At 47.8% G+C, this 19,737-nt stretch carries 18 protein-coding genes, 1 other RNA gene and 1 riboswitch; of the genes, 14 read left to right on the top strand and 5 right to left on the bottom strand.

Annotation, left to right across the window (positions count from 1 at the left end):
* Positions 1 to 6 precede the first annotated feature (6 nt).
* Complete coding sequence (gene asnS / locus OF158_RS09110; protein ID WP_035184709.1) at positions 7 to 1,299, top strand: asparagine--tRNA ligase; 1,293 nt, start codon at positions 7 to 9, stop codon at positions 1,297 to 1,299.
* Between the two features lie 85 nt (positions 1,300 to 1,384).
* Here the strand turns inward: asnS and ltrA are convergent, their stop codons facing one another.
* Positions 1,385 to 2,794, bottom strand: a complete 1,410-nt coding sequence (ltrA, locus tag OF158_RS09105; protein ID WP_014098189.1) for a group II intron reverse transcriptase/maturase — start codon at positions 2,792 to 2,794, stop codon at positions 1,385 to 1,387.
* A gap of 509 nt (positions 2,795 to 3,303) precedes the next feature.
* On the opposite strand from ltrA, the gene OF158_RS09100 reads away from it, so the two are divergent.
* Both OF158_RS09100 and nth read left to right on the top strand, forming a co-directional pair.
* Positions 3,304 to 3,999, top strand: coding sequence for a DnaD domain-containing protein (locus OF158_RS09100; RefSeq protein ID WP_014098190.1), 696 nt, complete (start codon positions 3,304 to 3,306; stop codon positions 3,997 to 3,999).
* Between the two features lie 47 nt (positions 4,000 to 4,046).
* Positions 4,047 to 4,706 carry an endonuclease III gene (gene nth / locus OF158_RS09095; RefSeq protein ID WP_014098191.1) on the top strand — a complete coding sequence of 220 codons (660 nt, stop codon included), beginning with the start codon at positions 4,047 to 4,049 and terminating at the stop codon, positions 4,704 to 4,706.
* Between the two features lie 87 nt (positions 4,707 to 4,793).
* On the opposite strand, the gene OF158_RS09090 is transcribed toward nth, so the two are convergent.
* From OF158_RS09090 to OF158_RS09080, 3 genes are all read right to left on the bottom strand, one after another.
* A complete protein-coding gene (locus tag OF158_RS09090; RefSeq protein ID WP_035184715.1) occupies positions 4,794 to 7,529 on the bottom strand; it encodes a PBP1A family penicillin-binding protein in 2,736 nt (911 codons plus the stop codon).
* 92 nt (positions 7,530 to 7,621) lie between these two features.
* Entirely contained in the window at positions 7,622 to 8,227 is a 606-nt protein-coding gene (gene recU / locus OF158_RS09085) for a Holliday junction resolvase RecU (RefSeq protein ID WP_014098194.1), read from the bottom strand.
* A 182-nt stretch (positions 8,228 to 8,409) separates the two neighbouring features.
* Positions 8,410 to 8,520 carry a hypothetical protein gene (locus OF158_RS09080; protein ID WP_014098195.1) on the bottom strand — a complete coding sequence of 37 codons (111 nt, stop codon included), beginning with the start codon at positions 8,518 to 8,520 and terminating at the stop codon, positions 8,410 to 8,412.
* Positions 8,521 to 8,783: 263 nt separating this feature from the next.
* Between OF158_RS09080 and OF158_RS09075 the strand changes: the two genes are divergently transcribed.
* The 3 genes from OF158_RS09075 to OF158_RS09065 all read left to right on the top strand — a co-directional run bounded on the left by OF158_RS09075 (position 8,784) and on the right by OF158_RS09065 (position 10,019).
* A complete protein-coding gene (locus OF158_RS09075) occupies positions 8,784 to 9,023 on the top strand; it encodes a hypothetical protein (protein ID WP_014098196.1) in 240 nt (79 codons plus the stop codon).
* Positions 9,024 to 9,090: 67 nt separating this feature from the next.
* On the top strand, positions 9,091 to 9,453 hold the full coding sequence (locus OF158_RS09070) for a YppE family protein (protein ID WP_014098197.1): 363 nt from the start codon (positions 9,091 to 9,093) through the stop codon (positions 9,451 to 9,453).
* Between the two features lie 71 nt (positions 9,454 to 9,524).
* On the top strand, positions 9,525 to 10,019 hold the full coding sequence (locus OF158_RS09065) for a YppG family protein (protein WP_014098198.1): 495 nt from the start codon (positions 9,525 to 9,527) through the stop codon (positions 10,017 to 10,019).
* A gap of 65 nt (positions 10,020 to 10,084) precedes the next feature.
* On the opposite strand, the gene OF158_RS09060 is transcribed toward OF158_RS09065, so the two are convergent.
* Positions 10,085 to 10,528: an Hsp20/alpha crystallin family protein gene (locus OF158_RS09060; RefSeq protein ID WP_014098199.1), complete on the bottom strand. Its 444-nt coding sequence runs from the start codon at positions 10,526 to 10,528 to the stop codon at positions 10,085 to 10,087.
* 149 nt (positions 10,529 to 10,677) lie between these two features.
* Here OF158_RS09060 and OF158_RS09055 point away from each other — a divergent pair, with 149 nt between their 5' ends.
* The 8 genes from OF158_RS09055 (at position 10,678) to OF158_RS09020 (ending at position 19,328) form a co-directional block, all read left to right on the top strand.
* Positions 10,678 to 12,978 (top strand): DEAD/DEAH box helicase, encoded by a 2,301-nt coding sequence (locus OF158_RS09055; RefSeq protein WP_035184719.1) that lies wholly within the window; start codon positions 10,678 to 10,680, stop codon positions 12,976 to 12,978.
* A complete protein-coding gene (locus OF158_RS09050; RefSeq protein ID WP_014098201.1) occupies positions 12,959 to 14,257 on the top strand; it encodes a ribonuclease H-like domain-containing protein in 1,299 nt (432 codons plus the stop codon). Before OF158_RS09055 ends, OF158_RS09050 begins: the two co-directional genes overlap by 20 nt.
* 338 nt (positions 14,258 to 14,595) lie before the next feature.
* Positions 14,596 to 14,847, top strand: a complete 252-nt coding sequence (locus tag OF158_RS09045) for a CotD family spore coat protein (RefSeq protein WP_014098202.1) — start codon at positions 14,596 to 14,598, stop codon at positions 14,845 to 14,847.
* A 69-nt stretch (positions 14,848 to 14,916) separates the two neighbouring features.
* Complete coding sequence (locus OF158_RS09040) at positions 14,917 to 15,468, top strand: SLOG family protein (protein WP_014098203.1); 552 nt, start codon at positions 14,917 to 14,919, stop codon at positions 15,466 to 15,468.
* Positions 15,469 to 15,548: 80 nt separating this feature from the next.
* Positions 15,549 to 15,851 carry a cell division regulator GpsB gene (gene gpsB, locus OF158_RS09035; protein WP_013859462.1) on the top strand — a complete coding sequence of 101 codons (303 nt, stop codon included), beginning with the start codon at positions 15,549 to 15,551 and terminating at the stop codon, positions 15,849 to 15,851.
* Positions 15,852 to 16,034: 183 nt separating this feature from the next.
* An RNA gene (gene rnpB, locus OF158_RS09030) (RNase P RNA component class B) lies at positions 16,035 to 16,426 on the top strand.
* A gap of 154 nt (positions 16,427 to 16,580) precedes the next feature.
* The gene (locus tag OF158_RS09025) at positions 16,581 to 17,726 is read left to right on the top strand and encodes a THUMP domain-containing class I SAM-dependent RNA methyltransferase (RefSeq protein ID WP_014098204.1); all 1,146 of its coding nucleotides are present in this window, start codon (positions 16,581 to 16,583) and stop codon (positions 17,724 to 17,726) included.
* An 81-nt stretch (positions 17,727 to 17,807) separates the two neighbouring features.
* Positions 17,808 to 19,328, top strand: coding sequence for a carboxypeptidase M32 (locus tag OF158_RS09020; RefSeq protein ID WP_014098205.1), 1,521 nt, complete (start codon positions 17,808 to 17,810; stop codon positions 19,326 to 19,328).
* 292 nt (positions 19,329 to 19,620) lie between these two features.
* A riboswitch (purine riboswitch) is annotated at positions 19,621 to 19,722 on the top strand.
* Positions 19,723 to 19,737 lie beyond the last annotated feature (15 nt).

Below are 19,737 nucleotides of genomic sequence, written 5' to 3'. Positions count from 1 at the left end.
AATACCGTGAAAATCACCATTTCAGAAGTACACCAGCATATCGGGGAGGAAGTGACGATCGGGGTCTGGCTGAACAACAAACGTTCAAGCGGCAAAATTGCTTTTCTCGAGCTGCGTGACGGGACAGGCTTTATCCAGGGGGTTGTCGTAAAAAACGAAGCCGGGGAAGAGGTCTTTCAAACGGCGAAATCGATGAGCCAGGAAACTTCTTTTTACGTTACCGGGACAGTCCGGGAAGATGCCCGCTCCCCGTTCGGCTACGAGCTCCAGGTGACCGGCATAGAGATCATTCATGAAGCCGTAGATTACCCGATCACACCAAAAGCGCACGGGACCGAATTTTTAATGGACCACAGGCATCTATGGCTCCGTTCCCGCCGCCAGCACGCCGTCATGAAAATCCGGAACGAGATCATCCGGGCGACGTATGAGTTTTTCAATACGCACGGGTTTACGAAAATCGACCCGCCGATTTTAACCGGCAGTGCGCCGGAAGGAACGACCGAGCTGTTCCATACGAAGTACTTTGACGAAGAGGCCTATCTATCACAAAGTGGGCAGCTTTACATGGAAGCGGCAGCAATGGCATTCGGGAAAGTATTTTCTTTCGGCCCGACGTTCCGCGCCGAAAAATCGAAAACGCGCCGCCATTTGATCGAGTTTTGGATGATCGAGCCGGAAATGGCTTTTTATGAACATGAAGACAGCCTGAAAGTACAGGAACAGTATGTCTCTTATATCGTCCGGTCCGTTTTGGAAAACTGCAAACTCGACCTGCACCGGCTTGGCCGCGATACTTCAAAGCTTGAACAAGTGTCGGCGCCGTTTCCGCGGATTACGTATGATGATGCAATTGAATTGCTCCATGAAAAAGGATTTGAGGATATCAAGTGGGGCGAAGATTTTGGTGCGCCGCATGAAACCGCGATTGCCGAAAGTTTCGACAAGCCGGTGTTCATTACGCATTATCCGGCTGCAATCAAACCGTTTTACATGCAGCCGGATGCTAAGCGCCCGGAAGTCGTGCTGTGCGCCGATTTGATTGCGCCGGAAGGGTACGGGGAAATCATCGGCGGCAGCGAGCGGATCAATGACTATGATTTGTTGCTGAAACGGATCAAGGATTTCAATCTGTCGGAAGAAGCTTACAAATGGTATCTTGATTTACGAAAATACGGTTCTGTTCCGCATTCCGGCTTCGGGCTGGGCCTTGAGCGGACGGTTGCCTGGATTTCGGGCGTTGAGCATGTGCGCGAAACGATTCCGTTCCCGAGGCTTTTAAACCGGATCTATCCGTAATATCGAGTAGGAGGCTAATCATTATTTGATTAGCCGACCTCTCACACCACCGTGCGTACGGTTCCGTACACGGCGGTTCTAAAGTTTACGACCGTACAGACAGATAGTAATCCAGAAAACTTATATACCTTGCTCTTCGGAAGAGTTCGTTTGTAAGGGTTCTAGCTAAGATATGGCTGCCGGAGATTCTCCAGTAGCCTTTTCTTGTGTTAGCCCATTCCCACGCCTTTCTTTTATTGATCCCTAATTTCTTGAGCCAATAAAATCTTGTGCGTACTCTCTTCCATCTTTTCCAAGTTACCATTCGCATTCTTCTTCGTGTCCATTGGTCCAGTCTGGTTACCAGACTTTTCATATCCGCTAGCTTGTAGTAATTTACCCATCCTCGGACAGTGTCGTTTAGCCTTTTCTTTCTTTCCTCTACGCTTAATCCGTTGCTTCTTCCTGTGATTCTGCGAATTTTCTCCTTTAATTTTTGAACACCCTTCGGGTGTACCCGGAATTTGCATTTTCCTTCATAAAGGTAAAATCCATAACTCAGGAACTTGATGTTTCTAATATGTGTGATCATCGTCTTCTCTCGGTTCACTTTGAGTCGCAATTTCTTCTCAATGAATGGGAGAATGTTATGGTATGTTCTTTCGCAGCTTCTTCGGCTTTTACAGAATATGATCACATCATCAGCGTAACGGACAAATCGGTGATTTCTTGCTTCCATTTCTTTATCCAATTCGTTTAACATTACATTGGCAAGAAGCGGACTTAGTGGTCCTCCTTGTGGAACACCGAAATCATTTGTTGTCCTTATTCCTTTGATCATAACACCTGCATTTAGGAATTTATGGATTAAGGAGATTACACGTCCGTCGTGAATTGTTTCACTCAATATCTGGATAAGCTTACTATGGTTTACCGTGTCAAAGTACTGTTCTAAGTCCAGGTCTACTACATACTGGTATCCTTCATTTACATTCTTTTGGCACTTGAGAAGTGCCTGATGTGTACTTCTATGTGGTCGGAAACCATAGCTATTGTCTGAGAACTTTCTTTCATATATAGGGACTAGGACCTGCGAAATGGCTTGTTGGATGACTCGGTCTACTACCGTTGGTATTCCAAGTTTCCTTGTTTTCCCGTTGTCTTTTGGAATTTCTACCCTTCTAACGGGTTGGGGCTTGTATGTCCCATTTCGAATGGAGAGGACGAGTTCCCTCTGATGTTCAGTTAGGTATGCCAAAAGTTCACCTGTTTTCATTCCATCGACACCGCCCTCACCTTTGTTTTTCTTTACCTTTTTATAGGCACGGTGCAGGTTATTACTTGAAAGGATTCGTTCGAGCATCCATTCGTTCTGTCTGTTGGTGTTAGTGGTGTTGTTTTCAGTTATCCTCTTGAAACTATGCCCTCTGCCATATCCTTCCTGTTCCGCAGTATCTTTTTGACAGCAGGTTTCTTCCTGTTTTCTGCATTTGTTCGTTTCTTCGGTAACTTTCATTGACTTCCACTTCCTTTAGTTCAGCCCTTCCTTCGATGCTCCAGGCATCTCCGTACTATGGCTTCTGCTGACTTCTCACGGCAAATCTTGTTTCAACCAGGTTTCATACTCTGTTTCCACCTGTCCGTGAGACCTCCCGTGGTAAGGTGATTTGCTTTCATTCCATGTACCCGCACCATTTACGTTTCCACATCCGGATAGCTTTTGGGCTTTGACTTGTTCAGCAGCCTTACCCTGTGAGAGTACGCCTAATGATGTTCGTGTTCCTCGGGTCAGAATTTTGCCTCCAGCTTCCTTCAGATTCCATCTCACGATGGACACCCTTGCTCTTGGCTAATGGTTGGTCGCTACCTACCCCCATAGCGGACTTACACCGCCTAGCGAATCGCCATGCACGGCGCACTGAAAAAACGGCTGCATTGACGGTGTGCAGCCGTTTTTCTTTTCAGATGTTTTTTTCAATTCCCTTGCCGTTTTTAAACTGCTATACTTACATTGAGGTGTCCAACATGGATAAAGATCTTTTGCTTGCCTGGTGGGAAGAAGGGATATTGACCGTCCCCCAGCTCTTATTGAAAAAATACAAACAGCTTGGCCTGAATGAAACGGAACTTGTGCTTTTGCTGCAAGTTTATTCTTTTTTAAAAGAGGGAAATGCGTTTCCGACGCCTGAAGATCTGGCAGGCAGGCTTACCATTCCGGAAAGTATGTGCGTTTCGATTTTGCGGCGTCTAATCCAGCATCAGTTTTTGTCCATTGAAGAAGGGGAAGGGGAAGGTGGCATCCTGTATGAAAAATATTCGATCATGCCGCTGTGGGCGAAACTCGCCGATGAATTTATCTATGAGAAAAAACAGGACGAGCTTGAAAAAAGCGTAAACGAAGAAACCGATTTATACACCACGTTTGAACAGGAGTTTGGCAGGCCGCTGTCGCCGCTCGAATGCGAAACATTGGCGATGTGGATTGACCAGGACGGGCAATCCCCTGATCTGATCAAAGCCGCCCTGCGCGAAGCCGTCATCTCCGGCAAACTGAATTTCCGCTACATAGACCGCATTTTGTTTGAATGGAAAAAGAACGGAATCCGGACGGTGGATGAAGCACGTGAATATGGAAGGAATTTCCGTAAATCGTCAAAACCGCAAACAGAAAAACCGAAAACGACCAATCCGGTGCCGTTTTATAACTGGCTCGAACAATAAAGGTGACAATAATAATTTTATGTAAACTAGTTACAGGAGTTTGAGAAATGCTGACAAAAAAACAAATCCGGCATTGCCTTGAGACAATGGGGGAAATGTTTCCGGATGCCCGCTGTGAATTGAATCATTCAAATCCTTTTGAGCTGCTGATCGCGGTAACATTATCCGCCCAGTGCACCGATGCGCTCGTCAATAAAGTGACAAAAAATCTGTTTCAAAAGTATAAAACGCCGGATGATTATATTGCCGTGCCGCTTGAAGAACTGCAGCAGGACATCCGGTCGATCGGCCTATACCGCAACAAAGCAAAAAACATCCAAAAACTTTGTCGGATGCTCATCGAGGAATACGGGCGGGAAGTGCCGCAAACACGTGAAGAACTAATGAAACTGCCCGGCGTCGGCAGAAAAACGGCAAACGTTGTCCTGTCGGTTGCTTTTGGCATTCCGGCCATTGCTGTCGATACCCATGTGGAGAGAGTAAGCAAACGGCTCGGTTTTTGCCGCTACAAAGACAGTGTATTGGAAGTGGAACAAACCTTAATGAAAAAAGTGCCGAAAGAAGAATGGTCGATCACGCACCACCGGATGATCTTCTTCGGCCGCTACCATTGTAAGGCCCAGCGCCCGCAATGTGAAATCTGCCCGCTTCTTGACCTGTGCAGGGAAGGGAAGAAACGGATGAAGCAGAAAGAGAACAAGAAATAACAATACAAAAAGCATGGAGAACTGATTCTCCATGCTTTTTTGGTGCGAACCGGCGGGAGCACAGGAAGCCATCAATCACGTGCTTTTTTATTCAGAACCGGTATTGTTATTTGCGGACGTGTTGCCCGAACTGTTTTCGTCTTTATTGGAACTGTTCCCGCCGTTCGTATTGGTCCCTTGGTTTCCGTTTGAACCGCTGTTTCCCTTGCCATGAGTGCCTGCTCCATTGTTTGCCGGTCTGTCATTTCCGCTTGAAGGGCCAGTGCCTGAACTGTTTCCTGGACCGTTGTTGTTATCTTTGTTGCTGTTGCCGTTTCCGCTGTTTTCCGAGCCGGTGCCGTTTGAATTGCCGCTGTTTGTTCCCTTGTCTGAGCCGGTGTTGTCTTTGTTTTCGCCGGACTGATTGGTGTCAGTGCCGGTATTGCTATTCGTATTTGAATTGTTTGCATCCGGTTGTTTTTGGGCATTGTCTTCCGGTTGCTTGTTTTGGTTATCATCCGCCTTCGTGTCCGTGCTATCCCCCGGAACCGTTACACTGGCGGATGCCGCTTTGCTTTTCACGCCATTTACCGTGGCGGTGACATTGAAGACATACGTTGCGCCCGCTTTCGGATTGGCAACGGTGATCGATTTTCCTGAAGTCGAACCGAATGACGCCGCGCTGCCGTTTATTGTGCCGGAGACGTTAAAGGTTGCACCTGATCCTTCATAATCCCAGGTAACCGTAATTTTTTTGCTGTTTGCATCATACGCTGCGTGAACATTTGCCGGCGCATCCTGGGTAACGGATTTTTTATCAATCGCTGTATCGATATGGCCGCGGATATACAATTCGCTTCCCATTCTGACGACACTTTTCGGCATCGTAAAGTCAGGCGTTTCTTTGCCTTCCGATACATAGCGCATCAAGTGGCGGTAAATTTGCTGCGCGACCGTTTGATACGGCCTTGTGACGCCATATTTTTTGCCTTTCTCGCTTTCGTATCCGGTCCATACAGCTAACGAATATCTTGTCGTGTAGCCCGCAAACCAGGAATCCCGCACAGAAGAACTCAAAATCCCGTATTTTGCCAGCTCATCTTTATCAAAATTCGTTGTGCCCGTTTTACCGGCGGCAGGCAATCCTGGAATATGGGCGGTTGTCCCGGTGCCTTTTGTCAGCACATCTTTCAGCACGTCCGTAATCATATAAGCCGTAAAATCACTCATGGCGATTTTGGACTGGACATGCGGTTTGATTTCCGTGACCCCGTCACGCAGGACAATTTTCCGGATGGCATGCGGCTTGTTGTATATGCCTTCATTGCCGAATGCGGCGTAAGCGGAAGCCATCTGCAGCGGTGAAACTTGCACCCCTCCGCCGATGGATGAAGATTCAACGATTTCTTTGCTGTTTAAATCAAGGCCGAGTTTTTTTGCAAAACGGATGGCCCTTTCCTTGCCGACTTCTTTATACGTTTCATAGGCAGGAATATTCCGTGATAAATACAGTGCCTTGCGCATGCTCATCTTGCCAAGGAACCGGTTATCCCAGTCATTAATCGGCGTTCCGTCCGAATAAGTGGTTGCCACATCGTTCAATTGGTGCCCGGTTGACCAGTGCAAGTACTCAATCGCCGGCCCGTAGTCAAGAATCGGTTTGATCGTTGATCCCGGCGAACGCTTCGTATCAACGGCATAGTTGAAGCCACGGTCAAGTTTCATATTGCGCCCGCCGCCGAGCGCACGGATTTCGCCTGTTTTCGTATCGATCAGGGCAATGCCGGCCTGCATTTTTTTATCCGGATAATTGATGATCGAATTGGTGTTTAAGATTTTTTCCGTATATTGCTGTGCGGAAGAATCCAGGGTTGTATAAATGGTTAAACCATCGGCATACACATTATAGTTCCCGAGTTTCTGCACTTCCTTAATGACTTCATTGACAAAGGCAGGATATTTGTTCGCGTTTGTATTCCGCTCTTTTTCTTTGACCAGTCCGGCCGAAACCGGGGTGGCCTGCGCTTTTTCCATTTCTGCCTTTGTAATTTTATTGTTTTTGTACATCATCGAAAGGACAATGTCCCTTCTTTTCTTCGTCAGATCCGGATGGTCAAACGGATTATAATTATTCGGGCTTTGTGGCATGCCGGCCAGTACGGCAATTTCCGGCAGTGATAATTTGCTTAAAGATTTGCCATAATAATGTTCAGCGGCTGTCTCAAAGCCGAAGACACCGTCTGACATATAGACTTTATTGACATACATTTCAAGGATTTCATGCTTTGTATATTTCCGCTCAAGCTGGATCGCCAGCCACGCTTCCTGGGCCTTCCGCTTTAATGTTTTTTCGTTTTTATTATTTAACGCCATGGAAACGACCTGCTGGGTGAGGGTGCTCGCCCCCTCGGATCCGAACCCTTTGGTAAAGTTTGCGACCACCGCACCCCCAAGCCGAATCGGGTCGATCCCGTGGTGCTGATAGAACCGTGCATCTTCTGTCGAAAGAATCGCGTTTTCCATCTGTTTTGGAAGCTCTTCATAATCAATATATTTCCGGTTCTGTGCCCCGAGCGTTGCGACTGTTTTGTTGCTTTTATCCTTAATCACCGATGGAATCGGGTCGGATAACTGCTTCTTCGTCAGTTTCGGGGAGCTGCTTGCGTAATACGCAAAAGTGCTGATTCCCGCAATGACTCCGGCCAGCCCGACAAGAAAGCAGACAAGAATGAGCCGCTTTATAAATGTTAAAAATTTGTTTTTCGGTTTTTTCCTTTTCTTTTTATGTTGATTTGCCTGCATTTGTTTCCGGCGTTCTTCGCGGGATTGGTATTTTTCTGCCATGCTCAGCATTCCTTTCTTCTAAATCTGAAAAAGCCGATTTAGATTCAAAACATATTGTTGCCGGATCCGTCAATCATCCGGCCGGGCAACAACTATAAAGCATACAATTGTTTTAAAACGGCGATGTAATCAATTCTCGGCCGGTATCCAACCGGTATAGGGTGCCCGTTTTCTTCAATTTCTTCTTTTTTTATCGATTTTCTCCCTCCGGCAAGCATTCTATCCCAATAAAAAAATAAATGGCGGGATTCCAGCAAAAAAATTTCTTCTTCTTTCGCAAAACGGAGAATGACAAAGCAAATTCCGCCTTGCGCCACCACCTGTTTCATATGGCTGATTTGATGCTCATGGAAGTTATGAAGCGGAAAAGAAGTATGGTTTTGCGTTTCCTTTGCTTCAAAGTCTATATATTTACCGTTCATCACCCCGTTGTAATCGGTTGTGGACGGCTGTTTAAAATAGGCTTCTTTAATGACGGCTGTGCTCCGTGACTGATAATCGACCTGGACAATCTGGATCGGGGTCGGTTTTTTATGGATAACGGCAATGCCTTCCTGCAAATAATAAGCATTGGTTTCATTCAGATCCTCTTCCAGTGTCATCCCACGGTTGCCGTATAAAATTTGGTTCGCATTTTTCCGTCCGGCTTTGTTTTTTTTCCCTTTATACTTTTTTCCGTTTGGATAACGCAATTCCATGTTCCCTCACCTCATAAGCTAAATTATATCATAGCAGAACAGACAAAGAATATGTAATAAAAAAAACAGTCTTTCGGCCCCTTTTGCGCCGGCGGGGGACAAGGAACCGGCCTGCCCGGTTTTTTTCGCTAAAAACAGGCAAAACAAAAAGCAAGGAAACATTTCCTTGCTTTTTGCTTTCATTAGGTGGAAGGGCGGTCAGGGCCGTTCAGCTTCTTATCTCCTTTTGCCAAAGACCCTTTCTGTTCCCGTGCTTTTTTCTGTTGTTGTGCTTTGTTGTCATTCGTTTTCATGGAAACCCACCTCCTGAAATTGGTGTCACCGGATTTTCCGGCATATTTATTGTTTGCAGTTCCGCCTTTTGCATACATGCCGGCACGAAAGTTGGCGCAGCCGGGAAAAATGCGCCCAAAATGGAGGCACGCTGTCGAAAGAAAACGCAAAATGAAGAAACCCGTTTTCTTTGCCGAATTGCTTCTAGTTTTGTCAGGCATGAAGGGACCGGGCCGCCTGGCAGAGAATGAATAGGCATGATGAAATTCAAGGGGGAAAACAAATGATACCGAAAGCCGCATTTTTAAACGGGCTGGAAAAAATGGAAGAGGCACTCGAAAATATTGGGACAGAGATCCGGCATAAGGCGGAGAAGGAAGCAAGAAAGCAGTCGATAAAGCAGTGGTACCATTTGAAAAAAGCAGAAATGAAGCTGGATCATTTGGAAAAAAGGGCGGAAGCATTCAGAAAAACATACAGGGCGGAAAGCTTGCGGATTGATGAAAACAAAAAAACTTCCTAAAATGAAAGAAGTCTCCCGTAAAAAAACCCGGCGAAGGGAGAATATCCGGTTAGAAGGGTGAACAGAAATGGAAGAAGGGCAATTACAAGCGTTAAACGAGCAGCTGATTGCGTACACGCTTGAGCTTTACGACCTGTACCAGGAAGTAAAGGAAACAGGGGTGGAAAAGGATTTTTTCAGCGAAGTCAAGCCTTTTTGCGATACGTTGCAGGATGCCATTGACAGGTGGCTCCCGGCCGCAAAAGCATGGGTGGAAGCCCGGAGGCCGGCGCATCTTTTTCCGTCCCAGCTTGAACATACGGCCGAAAATTTGCAAATGGTTGCGGTGCGTGCTTTTTACCCGTCATCGAGCCGCAAAATGATGCTCGACCATTTTCAGTCGGTGAAATATATTCTCCAATGCTTGCAGGAAGCATTGGAGAAATCGTAAAGGATATGGACACATCACCAATTGCCAGATGCCACATACATTATTGGTGAAGCAGGCAGGAGGCGATGGCAATGCGCGTTTTTCAAGATCCTTACAGCAGCCGGCGCACAAGAAACATAGGACGGTATCCTGTAATGCCGGGGGCCGGTCCGTATTACCCGCAATTTCCATATCCCGGGCAGCATTCCCCGCATGTTTATGGATACCCCCCAGCGCCGTATCCGTACGGCCAGCATCCGGGCGGGTACGGTCAGGCCTGGCATATGCACGGACAAAGCGGCCAGCATGCCGGGGAAGAAGCTGCCATGCATTTGTTCGGAAACCCGCTCGAGGCAGCTGAAAAGCCAAACACCCAGCACGGTGCGGCAGGGTTCGGCCATCCGTACCCGCATCAGCCTGTTCCGCCAAAGCCGCCGCAAATGGGGGGATCTTTTTTGAATTCCTTCAAATCCCAGGATGGCTCCATTGATTTTAATAAAATGGTCAATACTGCCGGACAGATGATCAATGCGATTAATCAAGTATCATCGATGGTCAAAGGGCTCGGGGGCCTGTTTACAAAATAGGCTTCCGGGCCGTTTTGCTTAAAAAAGGGACAAAAAACGGAAAAAACCGGGACGCTCCCGGCCTCTTATTCAATCCTCAGCTTTTTTTTCTTTCCTTTCGGCATCAAAATCACAAGCAGCCCGTTTTCAAATTTTGCCTGAATCTGATCCCCGTCCACCAGTGGCGGCAGGGGCACCGTCCGGCTTATCCGGCGGAATGCGCTTTTCTTTTCGTAAGCTTTTTTCGTTTCATCCAAACTTGAAACGGCTTCCTCATGCCTGGCGCTAATGGTGAGATATTGATCATAAACTTCAATCTCAATCTGGCCTTTTTCATACCCGGGCAGTTTGGCTGTCAGTACATAAGCTTCATCTTTTTCTTCAAGGCGGACCGGGATCGTATCAAAAGAAAAAAATTCATCGAGATTCTCAAAAAAATGTTTGACCGGTTTTTCCTGAAAAAATTGGTCCATCGCTTGCATCAGCCCGTAAAAAGGATGCTTTTCATCCGGGCCGGATAAATTGGACATCGGCAGGCTCCTTTCTTATTGATGATAAAGAAAATGAATGGTTGCACAGCACTCTTTCGCTGTATAATATGAAAACCAAGCGGAAAATGTGAAAGAATGCTTTTAAAACGAACGTCTATTCGATATAATAGATAGCGGGGTGAGGAAAGATGTTCAGAAAAAAGAATTTGCAGGAAATATTGGAGCAGTTGCAGATGGACCGTTCTTTCCAGGAACGGATTGTCCATTGGCATACGATTGAAGGAAAGCCGGCTGTAACGGTGCCTTTTCCTGGCAGCATCACACCGGCTGTGCTTTCGGCACTCGAAAAAAGAGGAATTTCGTCATTGTATACCCACCAGGCAGAGGCATATCAGCTTGCCATGGCAGGAAAAGATTTTACGGCCGTTACCCCGACTGCATCAGGCAAAACGCTTTGTTATAATCTGCCTGTGCTCGAGACCATCCTTCAAAACCCAGATGCACGCGCGCTCTATATGTTTCCGACAAAAGCGCTCGCGCAGGACCAGAAAAGTGAAATAAACGAAATCATTGAAGAAGCCGGCGTGCCGGTAAACAGTTATACATATGACGGGGACACGCCTTCAAATATCCGGCAGCGCGTTCGCAAAGCCGGCCATATCGTCATTACCAATCCGGATATGCTGCATTCCGCCATTTTGCCCCACCATACAAAATGGGTGTCGTTTTTTGAAAATCTAAGATTTGTGGTGATCGACGAACTGCATATATACCGCGGTGTGTTCGGCAGCCATGTCGCCAATGTGTTGCGCAGATTAAAGCGGATTTGCCGTTATTACGGGAGCGATCCGGTTTTTATTTGCACGTCCGCGACGATCCAAAACCCGAAAGAGCTGGCGGAAAAGCTAACCGGCAAAAAAATGGAACTGATTGACCAAAACGGCGCGCCAAGTGGAACGAAGCATTTTCTTTTTTACAACCCGCCGCTTGTGAATAAGCCGTTGAACATCCGGAGAAGCGCCACGCTTGAAGTCCGGAAAATTGCAGGGGAACTTTTGAAAAACAAAATCCAGACGATTGTTTTTGCAAGAAGTCGTGTGCGCGTCGAAATCATCTTAAAATACTTGCAGGAACTCGTAAAAGATGAACTCGGGGAAAAGTCGATCATGGGCTACAGGGGAGGATATCTTCCAACGGAGCGGCGGAAAATCGAGCAGGGATTAAGAAATGGGGACATATACGGGATTGTCAGCACGAACGCCCTCGAGCTCGGTGTCGATATCGGCCAGCTCCAGGTCTGTATTATGACCGGCTATCCGGGCACAATTGCGAGCGCCTGGCAGCAGGCCGGGCGCGCAGGAAGAAGGCAGGGGGAATCGCTCGTCATCCTTGTTGCCGGCTCAAGCCCGCTTGACCAGTACATCATCCGTAATCCGGGCTTCTTTTTCAACCGGTCCCCGGAGACAGCGCGCATCAACCCCGATAATCTTGTCATTTTAGTGGACCATGTCAAATGCGCTGCATACGAACTACCGTTTAAAAAAGGGGAAACGTTTGGCAACGTTGAAATCGAGGACGTGCTCGAGTTTTTAGCGGATGAACGGATTCTCCACCGGCGCGGGGATGCCTGGTACTGGATGAATGATGCTTTTCCGGCCCACAATATCAGCCTTCGTTCCGCGTCGCAGGAAAATGTCGTCATTATCGATATGACCCATGCGCCGGATGTGCGCGTGATCGGTGAAATGGACCAGTTCAGCGCGATGACATTGCTCCATGAAGAGGCGATTTATTTGCATCAGGCGGTGCAGTATCAGGTTGAAAAGCTGGACTGGGAAGAGAAAAAGGCATTTGTCCGTGAAGTCGCTGTTGATTATTACACGGATGCCAATCTGGCGGTGGAGCTGAAAGTGCTGGAACAAGACCGAAAGACCGTTTTGCAGGATGCCATCATCGGCTATGGGGATGTGATGGTCCGGGCGATGCCGACGATTTTCAAAAAAATTAAATTTAACACGCATGAAAACATTGGCTCGGGGCCGATCCACCTTCCGGAAATGGAACTGCACACGAATGCCGTTTGGTTTTCCATGGGGGAAGATGCGGTGCCAAAACATTTGCTGGAAGGCGCGCTTACCGGCGCTGCGCACGCACTCCAGTCGATTGCGCCGCTTTTTGCCATGTGTGATGCCCATGATATCCAGGCCGTGCCCCAGGTGAAAGCGATCCATGACGAAAAGCCAACAATCTTTTTGTATGACCGGTATCCGGGCGGCATCGGCCTGAGTGAAAAAATCTATGGCGGGGCTAGGGAAATTTTGGAATCTGCAAGAGCGATGGTTGTAAACTGCCCTTGCGAAGACGGGTGCCCTTCCTGTACGGGCGCAGAAACGGCTGCCGCGGGCGCAAAACAGGCCGCCGTCCGGCTGTTTGATTTCTGGCTCGGGGCGATCAAAGGAGGGGCGCAACATGCCGGGATTAAAAGATAAATTAAACCGGATGAAAAACCATATCGTGAGAGACCAGCCTGAGCCTGCCGAACGGGTGGAAGCATCCCAGACCGATTCTGTTCCTTTCTTTGAAATGTGGGAAAAGGCGGGCGCTTCGCTGTATGATTTGGATGGCGAGTACTGCCTCATCCGTGAAGTCCGCTACCCGCTTGAAACAAAGCACGGCAAATATGCTTTTCGCGACTATTTTGATGCCGTCAAACTGTGGCAGCAAAAGCCGGTCCGGCACCCTTTATCCGCCAAAGGCTACAGCCCGTTTGATTTGTTTTTTTTCGATACCGAAACGACCGGCCTCGGGGGAGGGGCGGGCAACACGATTTTTTTGCTCGGATATGCTTCCTTTACCGAAGAAAATGTCATTTTAAAACAGCATATTCTTCCGGAACCGGGGCTTGAAGTGCCGCTTTACTACAGTTTCCTGGAAAATATCGATTACACTGCGCTCGTTACATATAACGGGAAGGCGTTTGACTGGCCCCAGGTAAAGACGCGCCATACGCTTATCCGCGACCACGTGCCGCGTCTGCCTGAATTTGGCCATTTTGACTTGTACCACGCGGCAAAAAGGCTGTGGAAAGATGAACTTGGGTCCGTGAAATTAGCGAATGTGGAGCGTGAAATTCTGGGAGTGGAACGCGAGGAGGATATTCCGGGATATTTGGCGCCGATGATTTATTTTGATTTCGTTGAGCGCAAAAATCCGGAAGGCCTGCTTGGCGTCATCCGCCATAACGAAGAGGACATTTTATCGCTTATTTCTTTGTATACCCACCTTACGTTTCAAATTCTTGAGACCGACCCAAACCAGACGGCAAAGGAAAAACGGCTTATCGGGAAATGGTTTGAATATATCGGCGAAGATGATGCCGCCGTGAAAAGTTTTGAAGCGGCCGCCGGCGAAAATGATCTGGCTGCCAAACACCGTCTGGCCTTCCAGTATAAAAAACAAAAAGCATACAGGAAAGCCGGAATGCTTTGGGCTGAATTAGCCGAAAATGCGCCGGATACGATCAGAGCCGAAGCGTGCATTGAGCTTTCCAAACTGTATGAACACAAGAAAAAAGACCTTTTGCAAGCCGTCCGCTATGCCGAAAAGGGACTGGAAATTTATCAAAAGTACGGCAAGTTCGGTTCAGGGAAATGGAAAAAATGCTGTTTGGAAACGGAAAAACGCCTTTTACGGTTGTACCGGAAAGCCCAAATCCCGGCGAGATCCTCTTTCAGCAAGGAAATGTCCGGGAAAAGAACCGGTTTTTAACCGCTATTTCCTGGGCAAGCGCATGATTCGACGGGGAATTCGGGATTTTGAAACGCCCCTTGTTGGGATTTGTCGGTTTCTTTTGGATCAGAGAAAAATGCGCGTCCTTTGTCGATTTCCGCCATTTTTATTGCAGTCCGCCAAAAGTCCCGTTAAAATGGTTTTTGATCAAAATGAATTGTTAAAGAGGTCGAAAAACGATGCACCGGGCGACGTGGGAGAGGGAGTTGTGGATTAAAACGGCAAATTGGGTTTTTTCCTTAGTACATGTTCCCTTTCCGAGTCATAGGTTAGTAGTGTAAGAAAAAAGACGTCTGATGATGAAAGGAGATCGGAACATGTTTCACCACCATTGCCCGCCGCGGATCATGCCGGCTGTTGTGCATCCGACAAAATGCTGCGTTACGCACACCGTCCAGGATGTCATCGTGCCGCATGTTTTCCCGACGCATACAACCCATGTGAATCACCATGTATTTCATCAGCAAAACTACTTTCCGCACACGGAATCGTACGTCAATCAAACCGATCCGGGAACGGTCAGCAACTTTTTTGATCCAGTCAAACCGCACGGGCCGAAGTGCTGCTGACAAATGGACGGCAAGGGCAAACCTTGCCGTCCTGCTTTTAGGAATACAAAAAACGAGGAGCGAAATGCATTGGGAAAAGTTGTCGCCATTACAGGTTATAAACCGTATGAACTGGGGATATTCGGGACGGACCACCCGGGTATTCGCTATATCCAAACGGCCATCAGAAGGCGGTTAGTGGAATTGCTCGATGAAGGGTACGAATGGGTCCTCATTTCCGGGCAGCAGGGCACCGAACTTTGGGCCGCTGAAACCGTTTTTGATCTACAAGCGGAATACCCGGAACTTAAACTCGCTGTGTTAATGCCATTTGAAGGGCAGGAAGAAAAGTGGAAAGACGAACAAAAAGCATACTACGAGATGGTGCTTTCCCAGGCCGATTTTGTTGCCGCCATCTCGAAAAGGCCGTACGAAAGCCCGCAGCAGTTCCGCAATAAAAACCGGATTTTCTTACATAAAAGCGACTGCCTGATGATTGTGTATGACGAAGAACGCGAAGGGTCTCCGAAATACTTGTTCGAAGCTGCAAAAAAGTTCAGCGAATCGCATCCGTATGACATCCGCATCATTGACTTTTACGATTTACAGGCAATAATAGAAGAAGAACAGACAGATTTTTAGGCAAGCTGTGGTACAATTGACAAATAAAAAGGTTTTTGAAAAAATGAAATTATGTCTGGGAGATGTAAGGTGGTGCAAACATGTTATCGGATCAAATTAAATTGACGGCGAAAGACATTTTGGAAAAAGAGTTTAAAACGGCTGTCAGAGGCTACCGGCAGGAAGAAGTAGACAAATTTTTGGATCTGATCATAAAAGATTATGAAACGTTTAATCAGACGATTGAGGAGCTCCAGCAGGAAAACCTCCGGCTCAAAAAGCAGGCGGAAGAACTGGCAAAACGGCAGCCTGTACAGCAAATGACCGGGACAACGAATTTCGATATTTTAAAACGGCTGTCCAATCTTGAAAAACATGTTTTCGGCAACAAATTAAATGAATAGCCGGCTAAAAAATGTGTGAAATTTTTCTGTGGAAAAGGGCACGGGGAAGCGGCATAAAAAAACAGACAATCGCTTGCCCGAACCCGGTATGGCAATGCAGGGGGAAGAAATTGACACATCCGTTAAAAATTACAGCTTGCAAGTCCCGGTTTCTTTTTATATAATAGATAAGCGTTGTGAATAACGTTCGGGTAATCGCTGCAGCCTGAAAACGGCTGTTGAGGAAAGTCCATGCTCGCACGGTGCTGAGATGCCCGTAGTGTTTGTGCCTGGCGAATTCATAAGCCAGGGCAGCCTTGATTCAAGGCTGACGGCAGGGAAAACGCCTAAACCTTTAACGGCATGGCGGAGTACCCTTGAAAGTGCCACAGTGACGAAGCTTTACGGGAAACCGTAAAGGTGGAACGAGGTAAACCCCGCAAGTGAGCAACTCAAATCATGGTAGAGGCACTCTTTCTGAGGAAATGAACGAGGAAAGAGACAAGCGTATTGCTTGTAGATAGATGATTACCGCCTTCGTACGAGATGACGCCACATCGTTTGCAGTACAAAGGCACAGAACATGGCTTACAGAACGTTATTCTGGCTGAATCGGAAGAATCGGGCCGGCGCTGCGGTATTTTGATATACAGCAGGCGCCCGGCCTTTTTTATACATAATTTTTTAAAACGTGTTATTTGGTACGGCATGCCATACAATAAGAAATATTAGACGAGAGATGGTGGGAAAATGTCTGACTTTCAATTGATCGCGACAAGCGCAATGGGGATCGAGGCGCTTGTAGCAAAAGAAGTGCGCGCACTCGGCTACGACTGTACGGTGGAAAACGGGAAAATCGAATTTGCCGGGGATGAATCGGCGATTGCCCGTGCCAATCTTTGGCTGAGGTGCGCGGACCGCGTCAAAATCAAAGCCGCTGAATTTAAGGCGGAAACTTTCGATGAACTGTTTGAAGGGACAAAAGCGGTTCCCTGGGAGGATTTTCTGCCGCGCGATGCCGAGTTCCCCGTCACCGGAAAATCGGTCAAGTCAAAGCTATTCAGTGTCCCGGACTGCCAGGGGATCGTCAAAAAAGCAATCGTTGAACGGCTAAAGTCCCGCTATAAAGGAACGAGCTGGTTTGAAGAAAACGGCCCGCTTTTTAAAATAGAAGTGGCGTTATTAAAAGACGTGGCCACGATTACGATCGATACAAGCGGGGCCGGGCTGCATAAACGCGGCTATCGCGCGGCACAAGGGCCGGCACCGATCAAAGAAACGCTTGCCGCTGCACTGATCCGGCTGACAAACTGGCACCCGGACCGGCCGTTTCGCGATCCGTTTTCCGGCTCCGGCACGATTCCGATCGAAGCTGCGCTCATCGGGCAAAATATTGCACCGGGTTTTAACCGCGATTTTTTATGTGAAACATGGCCGTGGATGAGTGAGACCGTCTTTGAAAAAGCGCGCGAAGAAGCGGAAGATCTCGCCCAGTACGACCAGCCGCTTGATATAGCCGGTTCAGATATCGACCCCGGGATGGTTGAAATCGCACAGCAAAACGCCAATGAGGCAGGGCTTGGCGGCATCGTCACGTTTAAACAGATGCAAGTGGCCGATTTTACGGCGCAGGAAGCATACGGCACGATTGTGGGCAATCCGCCGTACGGTGAGAGAATTGGTGAACGGGCGGAAGTGGAAAACATGTACCGGGAGATGGGCCGGGCATTTGCCAAGCTTGACACGTGGTCAGTTTATATTTTGACGTCGGACGAACAGTTTGAACGCGCATACGGCAAAAAAGCGACGAAAAAGAGAAAGCTTTATAACGGGTCGATCAAAACCGATCTGTACCAGTTTTGGGGACCGCGCCTGCCGCGGAAAACAGAAAACTAAGCAAGCCGAATGGTTATCGTTTGTGCGCCGCGTGAAACATGATAAGATGGACGTGCAAGTGATTTGACGGGAGGCATGATGATGGGAACAGAGTCGATTGAAAAACTGGAGCAGGACTTTTTGGCATATGTCAAAAAAATCAAAGCTTATGAAGAAGCGCTCGCCCTCATATACTGGGATTTGCGGACCGGCGCGCCGAAAAAAGGCGTCGGGCAGCGCGCGGAAGTGATCGGCATTTTATCGGGTGAAGTCTTTGACATGCAAACTTCAAAAGAAATGGCCGAATTTTTGGAGAAGCTTTTGCCGCACAAGCAGCAATTGCCGGAACGGACAGCCGGTACATTGGAAGAATGCCGGAAAACATACGAACGCAGCAAAAAAATCCCGCCTGACGAATACCAGGCTTATACGGTGCTCGTCTCGAAAGCGGAAAATGTTTGGGAAGAAGCAAAGGAAAAAGCAGACTTCTCCTTGTTCAAGCCTTATCTCGAACAAATCGTGGCATTCAAAAAGAAATTTGTCCGCTACTGGGGGTATGAAGGCCATCCGTATAATCCCCTGCTCGATCTGTATGAACCGGGCATGACGGTCGATGTGCTCGACCGTGTGTTCAAACAAGTGAAGGATGCGATTGTGCCGCTTGTCCAGAAAATCAGTATGTCGGAAGAAAAACCGGATACGGCATTTCTTTTTCACCCGTTCCCGAAAGAAAAGCAAAAAGCGTTTACGCTTGAAATTCTAAAGCAAATGGGCTTTGACTTTGAGGCGGGACGGCTGGATGAAACGGTGCATCCGTTTGCAACCGGCATCAACCAGGGGGATGTGCGGATTACGACACGTTATAATGAAAACGACTGGCGCGTCGATGTGTTCGGTGTCATGCATGAAGGCGGGCACGCTTTGTATGAGCAGCATATTTCAAAAGATCTGTCGGGTACGCCGCTTGCAGAAGGCGCGTCAATGGGGATACACGAATCACAATCCCTGTTTTTTGAAAACATCATCGGCCGTTCTTTTCCGTTCTGGAAGAAAAATTATCCGCTTTTGAAACAGTTTGCATCCGGGCAGTTTGATGACGTGCCGCTTGAAGCATTTTACCGTGCAGTGAACGAGGCGAAACCATCCCTGATCCGGATTGAAGCCGATATGCTGACGTATCCGCTTCATATTATGGTGCGGTATGAAATTGAAAAAGCGCTCCTCAATGATGAAATCGAAATCGGGGACCTCCCGGAAATCTGGAATGCGAAATATGAGGACTATCTTGGCATCCGGCCGGCACATGACGGGGAAGGCGTCCTCCAGGATGTGCATTGGGCCGGCGGGGATTTCGGCTATTTTCCGTCTTATGCGCTCGGCCTGATGTACGCCGCCCAGTTCAAACATGCGATGTTAAAATCGCTTCCAGATTTTGACAAGCTTGTGGAATCGGGCAATCTGGAGCCGGTCCGAGAATGGCTCACGGCGCATGTTCACCGGTTCGGCAAATTGAAAAAACCTGCCGATATTTTGCGCGATGCCACTGGTGAAGCGCTCAACCCGAAATACTTGATTGATTACTTAACCGAAAAATATACCGATGTATACCGGATCAAAGATTAAGATAGAACTTTCGGCTAACAAACAGTGCGGCAGCCGCCGGTTTCAGAAAGAAAACCGGAAACCTGCGTATGCTGCAGATCCGGTGTGCGTAGCCTAACACAGGCAATTGTAACGATGGAAAAAACGGTGGATATTCCGGTTTTTCTATCCATGTTGCCCGCCGACTTTTCTGTAAAATTTTCGGCGGATGTTGCCTGCATTTTGCCAAACGCGAACAAAAAGAAAGACGGAAAATCCGCCGTTCGGAAATTTCGTCTTTACATGCCGGAAAGATACCCTTATACTTTTATTATAAAAACTGAACGCATTCACTCATATAATCGCGGGAATATGGCCCGCAAGTTTCTACCAGGCTGCCGTAAACGGCCTGACTATGGGTGGGCAATGGGAACGTTGTGGATGTTCCTTT

The sequence above is a fragment of the Weizmannia sp. WK01 genome (assembly GCF_025905465.1).
GTDB classification, from domain to species: Bacteria; Bacillota; Bacilli; order Bacillales; family Bacillaceae_C; genus Weizmannia; species Weizmannia faecalis.
Note: the sequence above shows the minus strand (reverse complement) of the source record. Positions and strands in the feature narration are given on the sequence as shown.